The organism is Streptomyces yongxingensis (assembly GCF_055597465.1).
In genome coordinates, this window is sequence record NZ_CM145717.1 from 9,939,897 (window position 1) to 9,961,445 (window position 21,549).

Here is a 21,549-nt window from a genome sequence, read left to right on the forward strand (position 1 = left end):
GACGGAAAGGCATCCATGTACGGCAAGGCATTCGCCCCTGAGTACCAGGGCTCCCTCACCACCCTGTCCGTGAACTCGTCCCTGGTCGAGGTACTGGCGGCGGGCACCGAGCAGTTGCGAGCGGCCGAGCGGGGCGGCTCCCCGGGCGAGGCTGCCCGCGCGGGGCTCGCGGTCGCCGAGGCGCACCGGAGGCTGGGACAGGTGGGCGAGGCCGACCGCGAGTGGAAGGCCAGCTACCGGGCGGCCCGTGCGGCGGGGGACCTCGGCGCGATGGCATGGGCCCTGTGGAGCGGGGGCACGCTGGCCCGGCAGCGGGGCGCGCTGGCGCTGGCGTGGCGGCTGCTCGGCCTCGCGGCCGACCTCGGCGAGCGCGGCGGGGACATCGTCGTCCGTGGCTACTCACTCGCCGGGATGGCGGAGACCGGCCGTATCCAGGGCGACTACGACGCCGTGGGCGCGCTGCACGAGCAACTCCTCGCCGAGGCACGGAAACGCGGCGAGGCGCGCCACACCGTATGGGCGCTGGAAGGCATCGCCCAGATGCACCGCAACACCGGGTCGTACGACTCGGCCTACGCGATGTTCGAGGAGGCCGCGGAGATAGCCGCGAAGGCCGAGGACCGGCGCGGACACGCATGGGCGCTGCGGGGCTTGGCCGACATCGTCTCCGTACGCGACGGGGACGCGGAGCGCGCGCTGGAACTGCTCTCCGAGGCCGAGCTGACCTGCCGCGAGATGAACCTGGTGAGCGCGCTGGCGTACAACCACAAGATGCGCGGCAACGTGCTCTACCGCGCGGGCCGTTACGAGGCGGCCCGCGCGATGTACCAGCAGGCCCTGGACGAGTTCCGCGACATGAGCGAGCCGCGCGGCGAGGGTCTCGCCCGGCTCGGGCTCATCAAGTCCCTGGCCCGGCTGGGCCGCGACCGTGCGGAAACCGCCGAGGACCTGTCGGAACTGGCCGGTGTGCTGGAGCGCATCGGGCTGCGGCACGCCCGCCGGATGGTGGACCGGGCCCGCGAGGAGTTCGGCCTCACGGAGGTCCTGGAGGTGGCGCTGTGACGACGACGTTCCCCGAGCTCCTCGGAGCGGAGAAGACCACCGCCACCGCGGGCGACATCCTCGGCCGCTGCCGGGAGTTGGTGCGCCCGGCGCTGGCCGACACGGTCGGGCGGCTGCACCCATGGGTGGCCGAGATGGCCGCGTACTCCTTCGGCTGGTGCGACGTGGGCGGTACGCCCGCCGAGGGATCGGGCGGCAAGGGGGTGCGGCAGGCCCTGGCCGTGCTGTGCGCGGAGGCGGTCGGGGCGTCCGGTGAGGCGGCGGTCGCCGGGGCGGTGGCGGTGGAGCTGGTGCACACCTTCTCGCTGCTGCACGACGACATCATGGACGGCGACCAGACCCGCCGCACCCGCCCCACCGTGTGGAAGGCGTACGGGACCGGCCCGGCCGTGCTCGCCGGTGACGCCCTGTTCGCGTTGGCCGTGGAGGCGCTGGCCGGTGTGGACGGCGCCGGAGCCGCGGCCGCGGTGCGGCGGCTGAGCGCGGCGCTGGGCGACCTCGTCCGCGGCCAGGCGGACGATCTGCTCTTCGAGTCGCGCCCCTGGACGGGGCCCGAGGCGGTGGGACCGGCGGAGTACCGCACGATGGCCGAGCACAAGACCGGCGCGCTGCTCGGCTGCGCCGCCGCCCTGGGCGCCGCGCTCGCCGGGGCGCCCGAGCCCACCGTGGCCGCCCTGGACCGGGCCGGACGCCACATGGGCGTGGCGTTCCAGGTGGTGGACGATCTGCTGGGCATCTGGGGCGACCCCGCGGTCACCGGCAAACCCGTCCACCGGGATCTGCGGCAGCGCAAGAAGACCTTCCCCGTGCTCGCCGCGCTGAGCGCCCGCGGCCCCGGCGCCCCGGCCGCCGAGCGGCTGGCCACGCTGCTGGAGGAGTCCCCGGACACTCCGGACGACGCCACCACGCGCCGGGCGGCCGCCCTCATCGAGCAGGCCGGTGGCCGCTCCGCGGCCCTGGAGGAGGCCGACCGCCACATCGCGGCCGTGGAGACATGTCTGGCGAGCCTGCCGCTCGCGCCCCGGGCGAGCGCGGAACTGCGCACCCTGCTGGGCTTCCTCGTACGGCGTGACATCTGATCCGCAGAGGGCTTACCGCCCCGTGGTCAGCGGCGGTCGCGCACCGCGTCCAGCCGGTCGCGGACCCACAGCTCCACATCGCCCACATGCCGGCTGGCCGCGGTGAACGCGGCCAGGCTGTCATGGGCGCGGAGCGCGGTGTAGATGTCCATGTGCTGCTGGTGGGTCCAGGACAGCACATCGGACTTGACCAGGGCGCGCCAGATGCGGGCCCGGGCGGTGCGCTGGGTGACCGAGTCGGCCAGCGAGGCCAGGGTGCGGTTCCCGGACGCGGCGACGATGTCGGCGTGGAAGGCGATGTCCTCGTGGACCAGCTCCTCCGGGTCCCGCAGACCGCGCATCCGCTCGATCCGCTCCTGGAGCCGGTCGAGGGTGGCCTCGTCGACGCGGGTCGCGGCCAGTGCGGTGGCGCCCGGCTCCAGGATCTTGCGGCACTCCAGCATCTCGTTCAGACCGGTGTCCTGGGCCAGGTCCAGGAAGCTGCCGAGGGCGCGCAACAGCCGGTCGGGGCGCAGATCGGTGACGAAGGTGCCGTCCCCGCGGCGTACGTCCAGGACCCCGGCCATCGCCAGGGCGCGGACCGCCTCCCGCAGCGACGGGCGGGAGAGTTCGAGCTCGCTCGCCAGTACCGCCTCCGGCGGCAGACGGTGGCCGGGCGTGAACTCACCGCTCTCGATGCGCTTGCGCAGCCGGCCGATGGCTATGTCGACGACACTGCTCCCGGCGGCGGGGACACCGTCGCCGCCGGGGCCGGAGCGGTCTGGATGGGTGGACATGGCGACCAGGATGCCACTCAGCCGCGGTGGCTCCAGACCGGTCCGTCGGGGTAGCGGTAGGTCTCCAGGGTCTCCCGCCGGATCCGGGCGCTGTAGCCGGGCGCCTCGGGGACGAGGTAGCGCGAGCCGCGGATGCGGACCGGGTCGTGGAAGTGTTCGTGGAGATGGTCGACGTACTCGATGACACGGTCGTCCATGGAGCCGCTGACGGCCACATAGTCGAAGATCGACAGATGCTGGACCAGCTCGCACAGGCCGACCCCGCCGGCGTGCGGGCACACCGGCACGTCGTACGCGGCGGCCAGCAGCAGAACGGCCACCGCCTCGTTGACACCGGCCAGCCGACAGGCGTCGATCTGGCAGACGCCGATCGCGTCGGCCGCGAGGAACTGCTTGAACATCACGGCGTTGTGGGCGTGTTCGCCGGTGGCCACCCGGATCGGGCCGATCCGCCGGGCGATGGCCGCGTGTCCGAGGATGTCATCGGGGCTGGTGGGCTCCTCGAACCACCAGACGTCGAACTCCCGGAGCGCCTCGGCCCAGGAGACCGCTTCCGCCACGCCCAGTGTCTGATTGGCGTCGATCATCAGCCGGCGGTCCGGTCCGATGACACCGCGGGCGATGCGGCAGCGCCGGATGTCGTCCTCCAGATCGGCGCCCACCTTCAGCTTCACCGAGTTCCAGCCCTGGTCCACGGCCTCCTGGCAGAGCCGGGCCAGCTTGGCGTCGTCGTATCCGAGCCAGCCCGCGCTGGTGGTGTACGCGGGGTATCCGTGCTCGCGGACGTAACCCTCGCGCTCGGCGCGGCCCCCGGCGCGGGATTCGAGCAGCTTCAGGGCGGCCTCGGGGGTGAGCGCGTCCTTGAGGTAGCGCCAGTCCACCAGGTCGACCACCTGTTGGGGGGAGAGGTCGGCGAGGAGCTTCCACACGGGTTTGCCCGCCCGCCGGGCGGCGAGGTCCCAGGCCGCGTTGATGACCGCGGCGCTCCCCAGGTGGATGGCGCCCTTGTCCGGGCCGAGCCAGCGCAGCTGGCTGTCGCCCAGCAGATGGCGTGAGAAGGCGCCCAGATCGCCGGTGATCTCCTCCACGGAGAGGCCGATGGCCCGCTCCCCGATGGCGCGCGCCGCCTGCACCGCGAGGTCGTTGCCACGGCCGATGGTGAAGGTGAAGCCGTGGCCCTCCAGGGGTTCGGCGCCGGGTGCGGACCCCGCCGCACCCTGGCCGGAGGGGGCGTCATCGGCGGTCTTGAGCACCACGTACGCCGCCGAGTAGTCCGGTGCCTCGTTCATGGCGTCGGAGCCGTCGAGGTGCTGGGAGGTCGGGAAGCGGACATCGATGGTCTCGACGTCGACGACACGAAGGGTCATGGCACGCGCTCCTGTGGGCAAAAGGGCGAGGGAAAGCGAGCAACGCCGACCAACATGTCAGATGTCTGTTGTGGTCGCCAGGGGTCATCTGAAAGAAAACTCGTGCTTGTTGAGACCTTGTCAAAGACTGTATGTGACACCTAAGTTCCACACGTCAGATGTTTCCGCGAGGCGGCGTGGTCCGCGGGGAGGCCCGATGAACCCGGCCACCACCATGGAGAACACCCGCCGGAAGGTGTCCAGGCGCCTGCTCCCGCCACTCTTCGTGATGTTCGTGCTGAGCTTCCTGGCGCCGCCATCGTGGCGGCCGGCGTGTGCGCGGCCACCACCCTTCGCTGGGTAGGAGCACCGACCACACCGTCACGAGAGGAGAGGACGACAGATGACACGCATCGTGCGCTTCGCCGATGAGGCCGGGACGGTCCGGACCGGAGTGGCCGACGACGCCGGCGGGATCCGGGCCTTCCCCGGTGCGCCGCTCATCGCCGAGCTGCTGCGGCTGCCCATGACGGAGCTGCGGGCCCTGGTGGAGAACACCGCCTCAGGACCGGCCGCCGCCCATGAGCGGGACGTCCTGCCACTGCCGCCGCTGGACGGGCTGATGGAGCTGTGGGCGGCGGGAGTGACGTATGAACGCTCGCGCGAGGCCAGGGTGGAGGAGAGCACCGAGCAGTCGGTGTACGAGCGGATCTACGACGCCGAGCGCCCGGAGCTGTTCTTCAAATCGCCGCCGTGGCGAGTGGTGACCGACGGTGAGCCGATCGCCGTACGGGACGACTCCGAGCTGAACGTCCCCGAGCCCGAACTGGCGCTGGTCCTCAACCGGCACGGCGAGACCGTCGGCTATCTGGTCGCCGACGACGTGAGCTCACGGTCCATCGAGGGCGAGAACCCGCTCTACCTCCCGCAGGCCAAGATCTATGCCGGAAGCGCCGCCGTGTCCTCGGCCATCGTGCCCGCCTGGGAGATCGACGCGTCCGACGCGCTGGACATCACCATGGCGGTGTGGCGCGACGGCGAGGCGGCGTACCAGGCGGCCACCTCCACCGCGGCGTTCCACCGCACCCCGCAGGGGCTGGTGGACCACCTGTGGCGCTCCCAGCCCTTCCCCGACGGCGCCGTGCTGTCCACCGGCACCGGCATCGTGCCCGCGCTCGATTTCACCCTGCGCGCCGGGGACGTGGTGGAGATCTCCATCGAGGGAGTCGGCGTCCTGCGCAACCCGGTACGGGCCCATCAGTCCGAACTGGACTGGCTGGTGGAGGCGATAGCCGAACCGCTGACCCGCCGTGCCCACCGCAGCCGCTTCCCGGAGTGACCTGGGAAGCGGCCCTACGGACGGCCCGGCCCTCAGCGCTCCAGTGAAGCCGCGTCGCCCATGACGACGACGGGCTCGCGGCCGGGGTCCAGCGCCCGCAGCAACCCCTTCACCGCGCCCTCCGCGAGGCTCACACAGCCGCGTGTCGGGCCGCCGTGGTCGATGTGCAGCCAGATGCCGCCGCCCCGGTCCGGGCCGAGGGGGCGGGTCCGGTCCAGGGGAGAGGTGCCGGGCCGGCGGTTGTAGTCGATGGCGATCACATACTCGAACGAGCCGGACAGGGGCTCGCCTTCGAAGCCCGTACCACTCGCGGTGAAGCGGGCCGACCGGTCGTAGGGCAGCCGGGTTCCGGGGTCGGGGAGCCGTCCGCCGGCGTCCGTGAGGGTGTAGACGCCGATGGGGGAGCGCAGATCGCCCTCCCGGTGGCCGTCGGTCCAGCCGTGGAGCGCGTTGTGCGCCGCCCGGCTCGCCCCGGCCCGCCACCCGGCCCCGGTGTGCTCGTACAGGACCGCCGCGGACACCGGTGAATTCCGGTCGTGGCCCGTCACCACCAGCACCTGCCGGGACCGGCGCGGCACCTCGGCCCAGGTCCTGGGCCCCAGCCCCGGTGGCCGGGAAGGTGCCGGACACGGTGTGCGTCGTGGTGTGCGGATGGTCATCGGCGGACCCCCGGCCTGGACGGAAAGCAACGCGTCAGACCAAGTGTCGCGCGACGGCTCGAGTGATGTCGCCATTGCCGCCGTTCACCGGCGACCGGACGCTGACCCGCGGTGTTGTCGCCGAAGCGGCCTTGCGCGCATCCCTCAGGTCCGCCAGTAGAACGTTTGCTCGATTACGCGGGTACGCTGCACGTATGGGTGCGTATCTCCAGGGCTCGCTCTTCGACCAGACCGATGACATCGGTCTCGGCTCGCTGCGCGGGACGCACAGGACCGAGCTCGGGTCCGGGGCCTGGATCGATCTGCTGCCCGGGTGGCTGAGGGGAGCGGACGACCTGTTCGCCCAGCTCGTCACCGAGGTCCCCTGGAAGGCCGAGCGGCGGCACATGTACGAGCAGGTGGTGGACGTGCCACGGCTGCTCGCCTTCTACGGCGCCGAGGACCCGCTGCCGCACCCCGTCCTGGCCGAGGCCCGGGAGGCGCTCTCCACCCACTACGCCACCGAGCTGGGGGAGCCCTTCACCACGGCCGGGCTGTGCTACTACCGCGACGGCCGGGACAGCGTGGCCTGGCACGGCGACCGTATCGGGCGCGGCAGGACCGAGGACACCATGGTCGCCATCCTGTCCGTGGGCGCGCCCCGGGACCTGCTGCTGCGCCCGCGTGGCGGCGGCAAGGCCATACGGCGGCCGCTCGGCCACGGCGACCTGCTGGTGATGGGCGGCTCCTGCCAGCGGACCTGGGAGCACGCGATCCCCAAATCCTCCCGTGCCACCGGCCCGCGCATCAGCATCCAGTTCCGCCCCAGCGGGGTGGGGTGACACCCGCCGGCCGTCCGGGCGCCGCACGGCGCGCCGCTGGTGCGGCTGGTTTTGGTACAGACCATTGACATATATGTTCGGGGGCGGTGTCATGGGGCCCGTCAGCTCTTGAGAGTGCCTCGGGTGGTGTCGTCATCCGGGGCCGGACCTCGGAGAGTTCCCCGTGAATGGACGTCCCGTCTCAGGGGTGTCGGCCGCTGCCGTGGCCACGCCGTCGCTGGGTCGATTATGGGCGGACCGGGCCGCGGGGCCCGTGTCTGATAGAGATTGTCATGATCGCGACATCACTTCCTTCCGTGTGCCCCTTCGGGCCGCCGCGAAGGTCCGGAGCGGACTGAGCACCGGTCCGCCGTGGCAGGGCCACGGCGCATGACCTCCAGTGGATTCACCAGGCTCCAGTCGTCACCAGCTGCGCGGCCATCTCCAGGCCACCTACGACCGCTGCAAGAAACCGATCCGGGTCACCGAATACGCGCTGATCGACTTCTCGACCGGTGCCCCGAGGTATCCGACCCCGGCCCAGCAGGCCGCGTTCGTGAAGAAGTCCACCGCCATGCTCCAGGGCCTGTCCTACGTCGAACGGTACGCGTGGTTCACCCTCTCCGCGGACCGCGGCGGCACCGGTCTCTACAACGGCGCGACGCCCAACCGGATCGGCACCGCCTATCGCGCGGCCGGATGAGCCAAGACCACTCGCGCTCGCACCACACCCGGTCACACCACACCGCTCACCCACCACACCACGACAACCGAAACGAGGTACTCCGCCATGCGCAAGGCAACGCTGATCGGCCGACTGGCGGTCGGAGCCGCCGCACTGACCGCCGCACTGACCGCCGCGGTGACCGTCGCCCCGACGAGCACCGCCGCCACCAGCGACACCCCGCCGCCCGGGCAGAACTGCTGGGCCACGCACTACGGCTACATACCGCCCGGCGCCTACACCGCCAGCGGCGAACTCTTCGACAACGACGCGGACACCGCCGCCACCTCCCTCAGCCGCAGCCCGCAGTTGCCGTTCGGCACCAAGGTGAAGGTCACCAACGTGGCCAACGGCAGGTCGCTGGTCGTGCGCGTCAACGACCGCGGCACCTTCGGGTGGACGCCGTCCGTGCCCAAGTGTCTGGACCTGACCGACGGCGCGTACTCCCGGCTCGGCGGAGTCCTCAATCCCGACTCCGGCCACATCGTCGTCAAGGAGGAAATCGTGAAGTGAAGGGGCGTCCGGTGAAGGGTGGGGAGCGCAGGTTACGGCGCTCCTCGTCGGTTCCCTGACGCCCCGTTCGCGAAGCGACCTTCGTGCGCCGGAGGCTTCCCTCTTTCCGGGGGCTGTCCGCCGGAAGCGCTACCGACCGACCTCGCAGGCAAGTACTCTCCGTGGCGACACTGGAACGTGACGGCTGATGAAGCGGGGTAGCGGGGGTGCGGGCGATGGCGGAGGCCGGTGACAAGGTCGCCGACCGATATCTCCTCCAGGAGCCCATCGGGAGAGGCGGGATGGGCGTCGTCTGGCGGGCCCACGACGAACTGCTGGACCGCCAGGTCGCGGTGAAGTGTGCCCGTCCGGACGACGACCGCGCGGTGGTGCGCCTGACCAACGAGGCGCGCAACGCCGCACGGCTGCACCATCCGCACATCGTCTCGGTGTTCGACTTCGTTGACCAGGGCGAGGTCTGCTGGATCGTCATGGAGTACGTGTCCGGGGGCAGCCTCGCGGACATGGTGCGCAACCGTGTCGCGCTCCCCCCGGAGGAGGCGGCGTCCATCGGCTGTCAGATCGCCGCCGCGCTGGCGAAGTCGCACGCCGAGGGCGTGGTGCACGGCGATGTCACCCCGGAGAACGTCCTGATCACCGAGGACGGGGTCGCCAAGCTGACCGACTTCGGCATCTCCCGGGCGCTGTGGAGCGAGGCCACCATGACCCGGACCGGCGGGGTGCGCGGCAAACCGCCGTATCTGCCGCCCGAGGTGGCCAGGGGAGAGGTGGCCGACCGGAAGTCCGATGTCTTCTCACTGGGCGCGACCCTCTACGCGGCGATCGAGGGCCGGTCCCCGTACGGCGAGGCAGCGCATCCCATGGCCTATGTGGCGCGGGCCATCGAGGGCTATATCGAGACCCCGCACCGGGCCGGTCCGCTGGCGGACGCGCTCACCAAGCTGCTGGATCTGGAGCCGAAGCGGCGCCCCGCCGCCGACCAGGCCGTACGGCTGCTGCGGCGGGTCGCCCCGTCGTCCCCGCGGATCGAGGACCTGGAGGATCTCGAGGACCCCCACGACGGCGACACGCTGGACCGCACGCCTTTCACGATGCGGCTGGTGCCGCCGTCGGTCCGAGGGGCGTGGCGCCGCCCGAGCCGCCGGGTGGTCGTCACCGCGACCGCGCTGGGCACCGCCGCGGTCCTGGTGGCGTGGGCCACCCTCTTCGGCCCGTGGGGTGACGGGCGCTCCGACGAGAGCCGCGGGTCCGGGAAGGACGGCGGGCGTGGCGCGTCCGGTACGGCCGACTCGCCGGCCCGGACGGGCCGGGCCGGCACCATAGGCGACGCGCGGACCGCCGATCCCTGCACGTTGCTCAACCCCGCCTCGCTCAGCCGCTTCGGCGAGACCGTGCTCGACCCGGACTACGGCGAGATCGATCGATGCGATGTCCTGCTGCACGGCGAAAGCGGCGATGACATCGCCGATGTCCAGCTCAACTTCAGCGCCGATCCGCCGGAGCCGGGTGGCGATGTGCCCACCAGGAGGGTCGGCAATGTCACCGTCGGCGCGTACCAGCGCGATGGGGACGAGTGTCTGCGGAACATCGCGTCCGCCGACCGCAAGCAGATCTGGATCATCACCGAGCGGCTCGACACCTCGGCGCCCGACCCCTGCCAACTGGGCGACGCCGCCACCGACTACGCCGTCAGCGTGCTGGACCGCGGCCAGGTCCCCCGGCGCTCCGGGCAGCCGGTGGCGAGCTCCCTGCTCCGGGGACACGCATGCCGGCTGCTGGACGGCGAGGAGCTCAAGCGGGTCGCCGGTGTCCAGGTGGCGGACCGTGACCCGGGATTCGGCGACTGGCAGTGCGAGTGGACGGACGACTCGGGCGACGCGGGGGTGAAGGTGGTGTTCAACCGCGACAACCAGTTCACCACGGACGACGGACAGCGGGTGGTCATCGCCGGCAAGCGGAGCTCGGTGTCGCCGAATGAGTGGGACGATGACTCATGCCTGGTCCGTATGTTGCACCGCTCGTACCGCGACTCCCTCGGTGACCACACCGTCGAGTTCATGTCGTTGAACGTCTACGGGCCGAAGCCCACCGAAAAGCTCTGCACGACCGCCAAGGCGCTCGCCGCCACGGCCGCGAAGAAACTCCCGGCATCATGACCACAACACCTCCCGGCAGCGATGGCCCTGCCACCGGGCGGGCCCCCGCCGCCCGTCGCCCCGCCACCGGCGGCCGCCCGCTGCCCGCCGCGCACGGCAGCCTGGCCCGCGGGGTGACCGCGCCGGTGCCGGGCACCGCCTTCGCGCTCGCGCTGACCGGTGGCATGACCCTCGGCCCCGGCGACGGCCGTGAGCTGCTCTTCGGGCGCAACCGCCCCGAGGTGCACATCTGTGTGGGCGAGGACGACCCCCAGGTCAGCCGCTGCCAGGGCAGACTGACCCACCGCCACGGCCGCTGGTGGGTCGCCAACAACGGCCGGCTGCCCCTCCGGTTCCCGTCCCGGTTGCTCTTCACGGGCGAGGAGCCACTGCCCCTCGAGACCGGCTACACCCCGCTCTTCGTCCGGGGCTCGCGCGACCGTGAGCATCTGCTGGAGGTCTTCGTCAGCGGCCCCGAGACCGAGCGGCCGGTGGCCCTGCCCGGGGATGTCACCCGCCCGCCCCGGGTATGGGTGCTCACCGACGAGGAGAAGCTCGCGCTCGTCGTTCTCGGCCAGCGGTATCTGCTCCACGAGCCCCGGCCGCAGCCCCTCACATGGCGGCAGACGGCCGCCCAGCTGGCGGAGTTGCGCCCCGGTGAGAGCTGGAGCGAGAAGCGCGTCGAGCACCTGGTCAACCGGGTCCGCACGATGCTGTCCCGGGACGGAGTGCCCTGGCTGACCCGAGAGGAGGTCGGCGAACCGGTCGGCAACGCGCTCAACGACCACCTGATCCGCGCCCTGATGATGTCGACCACGCTCGTCCCCCCGGACCTGGCCCTGATCGACGCCGCCTGATCCCTCAGCGTGTCCTGACCGGTCAGCGCGTGTCCTCGCCGTTCAGCGCGTCCTGACGGTTCAGCGCGTGTCCTCGGCTCCCGCCGCCGCGCCGGGCTCCGGGCGCTGGAAGAGCGCGTAGAGCCACCCCAGGGACGGGATCAGCAGCAGCGCCCCGACCGCGAACACGATCAGCACGGCGGCCAGCACCGACGGCGGTGCGGCCGCCCGTGCCACGGTGAGGTCCGGGACCAGCATCAGCGGATACTGCGCCACGCCCCAGGCCCAGACGATGAGCGCCACGGCGAGGGCGGCGGCGGCCCGGGCCCAGCCCCACAGCGACCGCATGAGCAGGACCAGCCCGGCCACACCGGTGACGGCCGACAGCACCACCAGGGGCAGGGCGCGATGGGTGAGCCCGTGGAACAGCCGTGGCGCGTCGATGTACAGCACGGCGATGCCCACCAGCGCCACGGCACCCGCGGCCAGCCCGCTGACCAGGGCGCGCCGCTGGAACGCCCGCACCAGGTCGGGCCCGCCGCCGCGCGCCGCGTCCGCGCACAGATAGACGGCGGCCAGATGGGCGCAGGTCACCACGGCCAGCACACCGCCGAGGAACGACGCCGGATTGAGCCAGCTGGTGACCGTACTGCCCGCGGCGAGGCCCGGGGGTACGCGCCCGGAGGCCACACCACCGGCGACCGTGCCCAGGAAGAAGGGCGTGACGACCGAGGACGTGGCGAAGCAGGCCCCGAACAGCCGCTGCTGCCAAAGCTGGGTGCTGGCCTTGCGGAACGCGAACGCGGCGCCGCGCGCGATGATGCCGAGCGCCGCCAGGGTCAGCGGCAGATAGAGGGTGGACATCACGGCGGCGAACACCTCGGGGAAGCCGCTCCACAACATCACCACCACGAAGATCAGCCACACGTGGTTGGCCTCCCAGACCGGCCCGATGGCGTGCTCGATCAGCGCGCGCTGCGGCCGTCCACGACGGCTGCCACCGGCCACCAGATCCCACAGCCCCGCCCCGAAGTCGGCGCCGGCGAAGAGGGCGTAGCACATCAGACCCAGCCACATCACCGCCAGGACGGTGTCCGCGAGCATCAGGACCTCCAGCGGTTCACACGACCGGATAGCCGGTCACATCGGCTTCCTGCGGGGCCACCGGGACCGGGCGCTCGCCCGCGAGCCGGCGCAGGACGTAGACGGTGGCCACCGTCATCGCGGCGTACACCACGAGCACCAGCCACAGCCCGGTCATGAGGCCGGGGGCGGGATTCACCGCGTCCCGGACGCTGAGGACCCCCTGCACCACCCACGGCTGGCGGCCCTCCTCGGTGACGACCCAGCCGCACTCCAGGGAGACGACCGCCGCCAGGCCGCTGAAGGACGCCAGCCACAGGAAGAGGCGCGTGCCCCGGCGGGCCAGCGGGTCGCTCTCGCCCCGGCGCCGGGTGCGCCACCAGGCCAGCAGCAGCCAGAGCCCGAGCCCGATCAGGAACAGCCCGCCGAGCACCATCAGGTCGAACGCCAGATGGGTGCCGGTGATCGGGGGCCGCAGCGCGGGAGGCACCTGGTTCAGCCCCTCGACGACCGTGCTGGGGCTGAAGCCGACCAGCAGCGACAGACCGCTCGGGATCTCCAGACCGCCCTTGAGGCCGTGGTCGCCCGCGATACCGCCCACGGTGAGCGGCACATGGCTGGAGGTGGTGAAGACACCCTCCATGGCGGCGAGCTTGACCGGCTGGTAGTCGGCCACGAAGCGGGCGATCCAGTCGCCCACCACGAGCTGGACGGGCGCGACGACGGCGCCGAGGATGAACGGGATGAAGAACCCCGCGCGGTGGTAGCGGTCGGTGCGGCCGCGCAGCAGCGAGACCGCGTACACGCTCGCGGTCAGGAAGGACGCCACCATCAGCGCGGCCAGGATCATATGGACGGTCTGCGGCGGACTGGCCGGGTTGAACATCGCGGCGAGCGGATCGACGTCCACGACCCTGCCGTGGCGGACGGTGAAGCCACGCGGCTGGTTCATCCACGCGTTGGCGCACACCACGAAGAACGCCGAGGCCACACCGGCGATGACGATGGGGATCCCGGTGAGCATATGGGCGCGCGGCGGCAGCCGGTCCCATGCGTAGAGGTAGATGCCGAGGAAGATGGCCTCGATGAAGAAGGCGATGCCCTCGATGGCGAACGGCAGCCCGATGACCTGGCCGTAACGGCCCATCAGCCCCGGCCACAGCAGTCCCATCTCGAAGCTGAGGATCGTGCCGGAGACCGCGCCCACGGCGAACAGCACCCCCATGGCCCGCGCCCAGCGCCGGGCGAGCAGCCGGTACGAGGGGTCGCCGGTGCGCACGCCCCACCACTCGGCGATCAGGGTGAGCAGCGGAAGCCCCACGCCCAGACAGGCCACCACGATGTGCCAGGCGAGCGAGAAGCCCATCTGGGCGCGGGCCGCGGCCAGATCGCCGGACGTGGCCGGGCCCGCCAGCCAGTCCCTCACCGCGGCCGCGGCCTGCGGCCACGGGTGCTGGTCGACAGCGGGCACGGCCGCTCCTCACTCGTCGCTGAGACCCCCTCCCGGAAAAACACCTTTACCCGCCTCTGTCGTGTTGTGGTGGTTTCCCGGCCGCGACACGCCGGGGCGGGGCAACGGGCGGTCGCCCCACGACCGTCACTCGGTGTCCGCGCCGATGGCCTCCAGTATCGGGAGGCGCGCGGCCTGCCGCCCCGGCCAGAGCGAGGCCAGTACACCGATCGCCGCGCTCGCGAGGAAGAAGAGGGCCGTCCTGTCCCAGGGGATGACGAGCGGAACGGCCTCCTGGCCGAGGACGGCCGCCGCGCCGATGGCCGTACCGGCGACGACACCGAGCGCGGAGCCGAAGAGGGAGATGGTCACCGACTCCAGGCGCAGCACGGATCCGACGCCACCGCGGTCCAGTCCGATGGCCCGCAGCAGCCCGATCTCCCGCACCCGCTCGAAGACGGCCATGCCCATGGTGTTGACCACCCCGAGGGCGCCGATCAGCACGGTGACGCTGAGCATGGCGTACATGATGTCGAGGAACGGCGCGGTCCGCGCGGTGGCGGCGGCCCTCGCGCCGGCGCGGTCCTGGACGAGCAGCGCGGGGTTGTCCAGGGCGCGCCGGATCTCCTCCCGGAGCGCGGCGGTGCGGCCGGGGGCGGCCTTGACCAGGACCGAGTCGATGCTCGGCCGGTCCTCGGCGCCGGCCGGACGCGGCAGGGCGCGTTCGGAGACGAGGGCGGGGGTCAGATCGTCCGGGCCGTCGTAGATCGCGACGACGGGCAGGCCGGCCTCGGTGCCCGGCGTACGCCCGCTCGCACTGGTGAAGGTGCCGGTGACACGGGAGCCCAGCCGCCAGCCGTGGGCGGCGGCCAGCTCCTCGGTGACGGCGATGCCCTGGCCGAGGCGGTGCAGCGACCCCTCGCGGACGGTGAGCGACGCGGCGCGCTCCACCGCGGCGGGGTCCACCGCGGTGACCGGGAGGGGGGTCTTGCCGGCGAGGTCGAGATAGGCGGGGATGACGGGGGTGACGGCCTCGGCGTCGGCGAGCCGCGCCACCCGGGCCGCCGTGCCCTCGCCGATCTCCCCGAAGTCGACGGCCGTGATCCGCAGGTCCGAGGCCATGGAGCGGTCGGCCTCCCGCTCGTCGAAGCGGTTCACCGAGGTGACGGCCACGGTGACGGCGGTGACCATCGCCAGACCGACCATCAGGGTGGTCGCCGTGGCGGCCGTACGCCGTGGATTGCGGCGGGCGTTCTCCACCGCCAGCTTGCCCCGGACGCCCGCCAGCCGGGTCAGCGGGGAGCGCAGCAGCCCGGTGAGGCCCAGGGCGAGCAGTGGGGTGAGGACGATCAGGCCGACCAGCAGCAGGGGCGCGGCGCCGAAGAGGAGGTTCGGCTCGCCGACGGCGGCGGCGATCAGCAGCGCGCCGCACGCGGTGGTGATCAGCCCGATGGTGTTGCGGCGGCGCAGCGAGGCGGCGGTGGACGGCTGGACGGTCCGCAGCGCCGCCACCGGCGGTACGGCCGCCGCCCGCCGGGCCGGGACGTAGGCCGCGAGGACGGTGACGCCGATGCCCACGGCGAAGGCCGCGAGCAGCGGCTTGGCGGACAGCGCCGGCACGGTGGCGTTGCCCGCTCCGGAGGCGTCGAACAGGCCGCCCAGCAGGTGCGCGGCGCCGACGCCGAGACCGTAGCCGATGGCCGAGGCGGCCGTGCCGACCACGGCGGCCTCGGTCAGGACCATGCGCATCACCTGGTTCGTGGTGGCGCCGATGGCCCGCAGCAGTGCGTGTTCCCGGGCGCGGGCCGCGCTGAGCATGGTGAAGGTGTTGGCCACCAGGAAGGTGACGAACAGGGCGACCCCGGCGAAGCTCAGCAGCAGTGTGGTGAGCTTGTCCGCGTCCCCGTCGGAGGCGGCACCGGACTCCAGATCCGCGCGGGTGACCGCCCGCAGTCCGGACGGCAGCGACTTCTCTGCCTCCTGGGCGAGTTGGGCATCCGATGTGCCCTCGGCGGCGGTCAGTGTGATCGCCGAGTAGCCCTTCGGCGCGGGGGCGAAGTGCCGTTGCGCGGTGGCGGTGTCGAAGGCGGTGAGCGTGCCACCGGAGTCCACCCGGCTGTCGTGGGCGGTGAAGACGCCGACCAGCCGAGCGTCGCCGGCCGTGCCGGCCACGACGATGCGCACCCGGGCGCCCACCCGGTACCCGGCCCGCTCGGCGGTCCGCCGGTCGACGGCGATCTCGGTGGCGCCACGGGGGCCACGGCCCTCGGTGAGCGGATAGCGGACGTCCCTGCCGCGGTCGTCGGGCACGTAGTTGACGCCCGCGGCCTGGTTCAGATCGCCCACCAGAGTGCCGTCGGAGCCGACGAGGAAGGAGCGGCCCTCCACCACACCGCGCGCCGCGGCCGCCGAGGGCAGCGCCCGCAGCCGCCGCAGCAGTGCGTCATCGAGCCGGTGTGGCGCGGCGGGGTCCGCGGTGATCGAGACGGACGCGTCGGGCTGCGAATTGGACCGTGCCCGGTTCACGGCCGCTCTGACGGAGTCGCCGTAGAGCAGCGAACCGGTCACGAAGGCCACGCCGAGCACGACGGCGAGGGCGGGCATCGCGAAACGGAGCCGATGGGAGCGGAGGGTGCGCAGGGCGGTGCGGAACATCGACGGCCTTCGGAAGGGCTGAGGGGGTATGCGGTCGGAAGGGGCGTGGCCGGCGGACGCAGCGCGCTCGAGCGCTCTCCGGCCGCCCCGGATACCATCCTTGGCGGGGACGTGGCGCGGCGGATCCACCGGAATGCCGAAGCGGGCCGTGTCCCCTTCCCGGTTTCCTCGGCCGAAAGTCTGATGTGGCGACGGCGGCCGGACCGTAGCGTGACCTGCCATGATCTTCGAGTTCCGGTCCCGTTTCCGCCTCCGGCACCTCCGTCAGGGCCTGGTCGGCATCGCCCTGGTCGTCCTCGTGGTCCTGGAGGGGCTGAACGCGCCGCATCCGGCGATGGAAGCGGCGACGATGGCGTCCGGAGTGCTGTGCCTGGCCACGCTCGCCGTGCCGGAACCCCTCTTCGCGCGCTACGCCATCGGCGCGGCGGCCGTCTCGTGCGTCCTGACCGTGACGGAAGCGCGGCTGTCCGAGCGTCCCCCGAACACCCCCGGCATGGTGGAGCTGGGTGCGCTGCTCCTGCTCAGCACCCGCGCCGTGCGGCGCTGCCCGCCCCTGCGAGCGGCCGGGCTGGTCGCGGCGTCCTCCCTCGCCGCCGTGGTCCTCCCGCTGCGGATCGAGCTGTGGGACGACTACCTCAAGGACCTGATCGCCGTCATCGCGGTCTGCGCCGTGCCGTTCATGGTGGTGGTGGGGCTGTGTCTGCGTCTGTACGACACCCTGCGGGAGCGGGAGCGCGAGGCCATCCGGCAGGCCCAACGCCTCGAGCACGCACGGGAGTTGCACGACTTCGTGGCCCACCACGTCACGGCGATCGTGGCGCAGACCAAAGCCGCGCGCTTCACGGCCGCGGCCGGACACACCCAGTCCCCGGAGGACCTGGACCGGATGCTCGCCCAGATCGAGCGGGCCGGATCCCAGGCGCTGGGGTCGATGCGCGCCATGGTCACCAGCCTGCGGCACCACGCCACCGCCTCCGCCACGACCCGGCCCACGAGCGATCCGGCGGGTCCGCGCGGGCTGCGTCATCTGCATGGGCTCACCGAGGAGTTCTCCGAGGTGGGGCCGCCCGCCGAGCTGATCCTCGCCCCGGAACTCGCCGACCGGCCGCTGCCGCCCGGCATCGCCACCACGGTCCACCGCGTGGTGCAGGAGTCCCTGACCAACGTCCGCAAACACGCCACCGGGGTCGGCCGGGTGGAGGTGCGGATCGGTGTCCGGCCCGGCGATCCGGAGCGACTGGAAGTGTCGGTCGTCGACGACGGGCAGGGTGACGCCTCGCCCGCCGCCGAGCGGTCGGTCGCGGGGAGCGGCTACGGCCTGGTGGGGCTCGCCGAGCGGGTCGAGGAGGTCAACGGGCACATCGCGGCAGGGCCACGGCACGGCGGAGGCTGGCACGTCCTGGCGGTCCTGCCGCTGGACAAGACGGCCGCCGAGGAGACGATCGCCTGCGATCATGCGTGACATGACGATCCAGGTACTCATCGCCGACGACCAGGAGATGGTCCGGGCCGCCTTCCGCATGATTCTCGACTCCCAGCCGGACATGCGGGTCGTCGCGCAGGCGGCGAACGGCGTCGAGGCGGTCGAGCAGGCCCGTCGCCTGCGGCCCGATGTCTGCCTCCTCGACATCCGCATGCCCGAGCTGGACGGTCTGGAGGCCACCCGGCTCCTCGCCGGACCCGATGTGCCGGATCCCCTCAACGTCCTCATCGCCACCACCTTCGACCTCGACGAATACGTCTACCGGGCGCTGCGCAACGGTGCGTGCGGTTTTCTGCTCAAGGACGGCGCGCCCGGTCTGCTCACCGAGGCGGTACGGGCCGCGGCGTCGGGCAATTCGCTGATCTCCCCGTCGGTGACCGTCCGCCTGCTCGCCCACATGGCACCCCACCGCGGCCGACCGGCCCCGTCCGAGGCCCGTCCGGCCCGCCGGGGGAGGGGTGGGCCCGAGGATCTGATCGAGCCGCTGACCCAGCGCGAGGCCGAAGTGGTCCGGCGGGTCGCCCGTGGCCGTACCAATGAGGAGGTGGCCGCGGATCTCCACGTCACCCTGTCCACCGTCAAGACCCACCTCGGCAACGTCCAGCGCAAGCTGGCCGCCCGCAACCGCGTCGAGATCGCGGCCTGGGCCTGGGAGCACGGCATGGTGGACGAGTCCTCGCCGAACGCCGGACGCTGACCCGTCCGGCGGATATCCCCGACGTGTGCGCTACCAGGTGCGGGCGGCGCGCCGAAGCCGCTCCCGGACCCGGGCGACGTCCGGGTTGGCGTCGGCGCCTGGCCGCTGTACGAGGAAGAGCGTGTTGAGCGGCGGCTCATCGGGCTCATGGAGGACAAGGCCGCGGGCCACGAGATCACCGTGGCCACCCCCGGCGGTGTCGTGCCGCCCGTGGACTCCGCCAGCCTCAGCCCCGAGGCCAACGGCGGCCCGGAGAACGCCGCCAGGGTCAGGAGCGTCACCGAGACCGCGGCGGAGTTCCGCGCCCCCATCGCGCTGAGCGACGTGACGCTGGACGAGTACGACGCCGTCCATGTGCCCGGTGGCCACGGCCCCATGGAGGACCTCGCGGTCGACGCGAACTCGGGCAAGATCCTCACCCTCGCGGTGCGCAGTGGCATGCCGGTGAGCGTGGTCTGCCACGGCCCGGCGGCGCTGTTGGCGGCGGTCACGGAGGACGGTGCCCACGCCTACGCGGGCTACCGGATCACCGCCTTCACCAATGAGGAGGAGAAGATGGCCGGGAACGCCGACAAGGACAAGTGGCTCCTGCAGGACCGGCTGACCGAGGCGGGCCTGACGGTGCGGGTCGGCGACCCCTTCGCACCGCATGTGGAAGTCGACCGCAACGTCATCAACGGTCAGAACCCGGCATCCTCCGGCCCGCTCGCCGAAGAACTGCTCAAGAAGCTCGGCTGACCTCTCGTCCCTCCCCTCGCGCCTCAGGCGGGCTCGGCCGTGGTGCCCCGGATGACGAGATGGGGTGCGACCACGGCCTCCCCGTCGGGGACCCGCTCTCCCTCCAGGCGGGCGATGGCCCGGCCGACGGCGAGTTCAGCGAGGCGGGGGATGTCCTGGCCGACGGTGGTGAGGTTGATATGGGCCAGGCGCGCCAAGTGGGTGTCGTCGAAGCCGATGACGGAGACCCCGTCGGGGACGGGAACCCGGGCGCGGAGGAGGGTGTCCAGAACACCGGTGGCGGAGCGGTCGTTGAAGGCGAGGACGGCCGTGGGGCGGGGAGTGGCGTCGAGCAGGGCGCGGGCGCCCGCGGCGCCGTCCTCCTCGGTGAGACCGCCGGGCAGGACGCGGACGCGGTCGGCCAGGCCGTGGCGGCTCATGGCGGTGCGATAGCCACGGCGCCGGTCGGCGGCGCCGGGTGCCCTGCCGCCGTCGATATGGGCGATGTCGCGGTGGCCGAGGGCCACCAGATGGTCCACGGCCTGGCGGGCGCCCTCGTCATCGGCGGTCCGCACCACCTCCACACCCGGAGCGGACCCGCGCAGCCGACGGGCCACGGAGACCACCGGGAGCTGTGCGGCGAGTTCCGCCAGCCGCGCGGCCGGGGCCTGCGGGCCGAGCAGGATCAGGGCCTCGCAGCGGTCGGCGAGCAGGGTGTCGGTGGCTCGCTGCTCGCCCCGCCCGGCGGCCACCGCGCTCAGCGCGATCTGGTACCCGGCGGGCTCGGCCACCGCGTAGATGCCCTCCAGCAGATCGGAGTGGAAGGGGTGCTGGAGGCCGAACTGCACCCCGAGGAGATGGGAGCGGTGGCTGCGCAGCAGCCGGGCCCGGGCGTCCGGCCGGTATCCGATCTCCTGTGCCGCCCGGAGGACCCGCTCACGGGTGGCGGCACCGGCGCCCTTGGCGTCCCGCATCACGATGGAGACCAGCGCCGTGGACACGCCGGCCCGCGCCGCCACGTCCGCGAGGGTCGGGCGCTTCCCTTGGGGGGCGGATGGCGTCGGTGGCACCACTGGTCTCCCTTGGTCTCCCCGGTCGGGGTGTTGTCTTCGGCCGGGGTCTCTCGCTTCCGGGCGCGTCGATGATCGTAGCCCAGGGTCCGACCGAACGCGCCCTCGCGTCTATAACGTTCTAGTGATTCCACCGTCCACCCTTGACAGGGGTGGCCGGCGACTGGCGTACTGCTGCTCGTCTTCTAGAACGTTCTAGTAACTGCAACGTTCTAGTCGCTTTGTTGCCGGGATCGGAGAGAGGGCGAGCGGTAGCGATGTACACATTGGCGGTCTGCGCCGAGATGGTCTTCCGGGATCTGCCGATCCAGGAACGGGCGCGGCGCATTCACGACGCCGGTTTCCAGGTCGAGATCTGGGACTGGAGCCGACACGATCTGACCGCCCTCGAGCGGACCGGTGCGGTGTTCTCCTCCATGACCGGCTACCTCCGCGGCAGTCTGACGGACCAGGACGGGGCGGCCGAACTCCTGCGTACCGCCGAGGAGTCGGTCAAGGTGGCCGAGCGGCTCGGCTGTCCCCGGCTGAACCTGCACGGCACCGGGCTGGACGGCGACGGCCTGCCGGTGGCGCCGGTGGCGGGCGAGGCCACCGGCCCGATGTGGCTCGCCGCCCATCGCACCCTTACCCGCCTCGCCGAGCTGGGCGAGCGCGCCGGGGTCACCTTCACCCTGGAGAACCTCAACACCGCCGTGGACCACCCCGGTGTGCCGTTCGCCAAGGCCGCCGACACCCTGGCCCTGGTCGAGGCCGTGGACCGGCAGGGGTTGCGGATGAACCTGGACCTGTACCACGCGCAGATCGGCGAGGGAAACCTGATCGAGCTCGTTCGCCGGGCCCACGCCAGGGGCCTGATCGGCGAGATCCAGGTGGCCGACGTCCCCGGCCGCTGCGAGCCCGGAACGGGAGAGATCAACTACCCGGCCCTCGCCCGAACTCTCGCCGACCTCGGCTACGAGGGCACCGTCGCCATGGAGGCGTGGGCCTCCGGCGACGCCGACCTCGCCCTGGAGCGCTTCCGCTCCGCCTTCACCCGCTGAAGCGCGCGCCCGCGGGGCCGTCGAGCCCTGACCGCTGAAGCGCGCGCCCGCGAGGCCGTCGAGCCCTGATCGCTCGCGCCCGCTG

General features: G+C 72.4%; 20 protein-coding genes. 12 read left to right on the forward strand and 8 right to left on the reverse strand.

Annotated elements, in window-relative coordinates:
- Window positions 1-15: 15 nt before the first annotated feature.
- Together ACZ6TD_RS42375 and ACZ6TD_RS42380 are read left to right on the forward strand one after the other, a co-directional pair.
- The gene (locus ACZ6TD_RS42375) at window positions 16-1,062 is read left to right on the forward strand and encodes a tetratricopeptide repeat protein (RefSeq protein WP_471346790.1); all 1,047 of its coding nucleotides are present in this window, start codon (window positions 16-18) and stop codon (window positions 1,060-1,062) included.
- Complete coding sequence (locus tag ACZ6TD_RS42380) at window positions 1,059-2,141, forward strand: polyprenyl synthetase family protein (RefSeq protein WP_471346791.1); 1,083 nt, start codon at window positions 1,059-1,061, stop codon at window positions 2,139-2,141. Before ACZ6TD_RS42375 ends, ACZ6TD_RS42380 begins: the two co-directional genes overlap by 4 nt.
- Window positions 2,142-2,167: 26 nt before the next feature.
- Here ACZ6TD_RS42380 and ACZ6TD_RS42385 read toward each other — a convergent pair whose 3' ends face one another.
- On the reverse strand, window positions 2,168-2,917 hold the full coding sequence (locus ACZ6TD_RS42385) for a FadR/GntR family transcriptional regulator (protein WP_471346793.1): 750 nt from the start codon (window positions 2,915-2,917) through the stop codon (window positions 2,168-2,170).
- A gap of 17 nt (window positions 2,918-2,934) precedes the next feature.
- Window positions 2,935-4,284: an enolase C-terminal domain-like protein gene (locus ACZ6TD_RS42390; protein WP_471346795.1), complete on the reverse strand. Its 1,350-nt coding sequence runs from the start codon at window positions 4,282-4,284 to the stop codon at window positions 2,935-2,937.
- A 382-nt stretch (window positions 4,285-4,666) separates the two neighbouring features.
- Here ACZ6TD_RS42390 and ACZ6TD_RS42395 point away from each other — a divergent pair, with 382 nt between their 5' ends.
- Window positions 4,667-5,602, forward strand: a complete 936-nt coding sequence (locus ACZ6TD_RS42395; protein WP_471346796.1) for a fumarylacetoacetate hydrolase family protein — start codon at window positions 4,667-4,669, stop codon at window positions 5,600-5,602.
- A gap of 32 nt (window positions 5,603-5,634) precedes the next feature.
- Here the strand turns inward: ACZ6TD_RS42395 and ACZ6TD_RS42400 are convergent, their stop codons facing one another.
- Window positions 5,635-6,336: a L,D-transpeptidase family protein gene (locus ACZ6TD_RS42400; protein WP_471346798.1), complete on the reverse strand. Its 702-nt coding sequence runs from the start codon at window positions 6,334-6,336 to the stop codon at window positions 5,635-5,637.
- 119 nt (window positions 6,337-6,455) lie between these two features.
- Between ACZ6TD_RS42400 and ACZ6TD_RS42405 the strand changes: the two genes are divergently transcribed.
- From ACZ6TD_RS42405 to ACZ6TD_RS42425, 5 genes are all read left to right on the forward strand, one after another.
- Window positions 6,456-7,082: an alpha-ketoglutarate-dependent dioxygenase AlkB gene (locus tag ACZ6TD_RS42405; RefSeq protein WP_471346800.1), complete on the forward strand. Its 627-nt coding sequence runs from the start codon at window positions 6,456-6,458 to the stop codon at window positions 7,080-7,082.
- 379 nt (window positions 7,083-7,461) lie between these two features.
- The gene (locus ACZ6TD_RS42410; protein WP_471346802.1) at window positions 7,462-7,764 is read left to right on the forward strand and encodes a glycosyl hydrolase; all 303 of its coding nucleotides are present in this window, start codon (window positions 7,462-7,464) and stop codon (window positions 7,762-7,764) included.
- Between the two features lie 87 nt (window positions 7,765-7,851).
- Complete coding sequence (locus tag ACZ6TD_RS42415) at window positions 7,852-8,298, forward strand: septal ring lytic transglycosylase RlpA family protein (protein ID WP_471346803.1); 447 nt, start codon at window positions 7,852-7,854, stop codon at window positions 8,296-8,298.
- A 215-nt stretch (window positions 8,299-8,513) separates the two neighbouring features.
- On the forward strand, window positions 8,514-10,454 hold the full coding sequence (locus ACZ6TD_RS42420; protein ID WP_471346805.1) for a serine/threonine-protein kinase: 1,941 nt from the start codon (window positions 8,514-8,516) through the stop codon (window positions 10,452-10,454).
- Window positions 10,451-11,290, forward strand: coding sequence for an FHA domain-containing protein (locus ACZ6TD_RS42425; protein ID WP_471346807.1), 840 nt, complete (start codon window positions 10,451-10,453; stop codon window positions 11,288-11,290). The genes ACZ6TD_RS42420 and ACZ6TD_RS42425 overlap by 4 nt, the downstream gene beginning before the upstream one ends.
- Window positions 11,291-11,350: 60 nt before the next feature.
- Here ACZ6TD_RS42425 and ACZ6TD_RS42430 read toward each other — a convergent pair whose 3' ends face one another.
- The 3 genes from ACZ6TD_RS42430 to ACZ6TD_RS42440 all read right to left on the reverse strand — a co-directional run bounded on the left by ACZ6TD_RS42430 (window position 11,351) and on the right by ACZ6TD_RS42440 (window position 16,457).
- A complete protein-coding gene (locus ACZ6TD_RS42430) occupies window positions 11,351-12,373 on the reverse strand; it encodes a cytochrome d ubiquinol oxidase subunit II (RefSeq protein WP_471346809.1) in 1,023 nt (340 codons plus the stop codon).
- Window positions 12,374-12,389: 16 nt separating this feature from the next.
- The gene (locus ACZ6TD_RS42435; RefSeq protein WP_471346811.1) at window positions 12,390-13,823 is read right to left on the reverse strand and encodes a cytochrome ubiquinol oxidase subunit I; all 1,434 of its coding nucleotides are present in this window, start codon (window positions 13,821-13,823) and stop codon (window positions 12,390-12,392) included.
- Between the two features lie 126 nt (window positions 13,824-13,949).
- The gene (locus ACZ6TD_RS42440; protein ID WP_471346813.1) at window positions 13,950-16,457 is read right to left on the reverse strand and encodes an ABC transporter permease; all 2,508 of its coding nucleotides are present in this window, start codon (window positions 16,455-16,457) and stop codon (window positions 13,950-13,952) included.
- A 220-nt stretch (window positions 16,458-16,677) separates the two neighbouring features.
- Between ACZ6TD_RS42440 and ACZ6TD_RS42445 the strand changes: the two genes are divergently transcribed.
- Together ACZ6TD_RS42445 and ACZ6TD_RS42450 are read left to right on the forward strand one after the other, a co-directional pair.
- Window positions 16,678-17,919: a sensor histidine kinase gene (locus ACZ6TD_RS42445; RefSeq protein WP_471346815.1), complete on the forward strand. Its 1,242-nt coding sequence runs from the start codon at window positions 16,678-16,680 to the stop codon at window positions 17,917-17,919.
- Complete coding sequence (locus ACZ6TD_RS42450) at window positions 17,912-18,637, forward strand: response regulator transcription factor (RefSeq protein WP_471346817.1); 726 nt, start codon at window positions 17,912-17,914, stop codon at window positions 18,635-18,637. The genes ACZ6TD_RS42445 and ACZ6TD_RS42450 overlap by 8 nt, the downstream gene beginning before the upstream one ends.
- Window positions 18,638-18,667: 30 nt before the next feature.
- Here ACZ6TD_RS42450 and ACZ6TD_RS42455 read toward each other — a convergent pair whose 3' ends face one another.
- Window positions 18,668-18,808 (reverse strand): hypothetical protein, encoded by a 141-nt coding sequence (locus ACZ6TD_RS42455; RefSeq protein WP_471346819.1) that lies wholly within the window; start codon window positions 18,806-18,808, stop codon window positions 18,668-18,670.
- On the opposite strand from ACZ6TD_RS42455, the gene ACZ6TD_RS42460 reads away from it, so the two are divergent.
- Window positions 18,785-19,375 carry a type 1 glutamine amidotransferase domain-containing protein gene (locus ACZ6TD_RS42460; RefSeq protein ID WP_471346821.1) on the forward strand — a complete coding sequence of 197 codons (591 nt, stop codon included), beginning with the start codon at window positions 18,785-18,787 and terminating at the stop codon, window positions 19,373-19,375. The genes ACZ6TD_RS42455 and ACZ6TD_RS42460 overlap by 24 nt on opposite strands.
- A gap of 23 nt (window positions 19,376-19,398) precedes the next feature.
- Here ACZ6TD_RS42460 and ACZ6TD_RS42465 read toward each other — a convergent pair whose 3' ends face one another.
- A complete protein-coding gene (locus tag ACZ6TD_RS42465; RefSeq protein WP_471346823.1) occupies window positions 19,399-20,424 on the reverse strand; it encodes a LacI family DNA-binding transcriptional regulator in 1,026 nt (341 codons plus the stop codon).
- Between the two features lie 257 nt (window positions 20,425-20,681).
- Between ACZ6TD_RS42465 and ACZ6TD_RS42470 the strand changes: the two genes are divergently transcribed.
- Window positions 20,682-21,464, forward strand: coding sequence for a TIM barrel protein (locus ACZ6TD_RS42470; RefSeq protein WP_471346825.1), 783 nt, complete (start codon window positions 20,682-20,684; stop codon window positions 21,462-21,464).
- Window positions 21,465-21,549 lie beyond the last annotated feature (85 nt).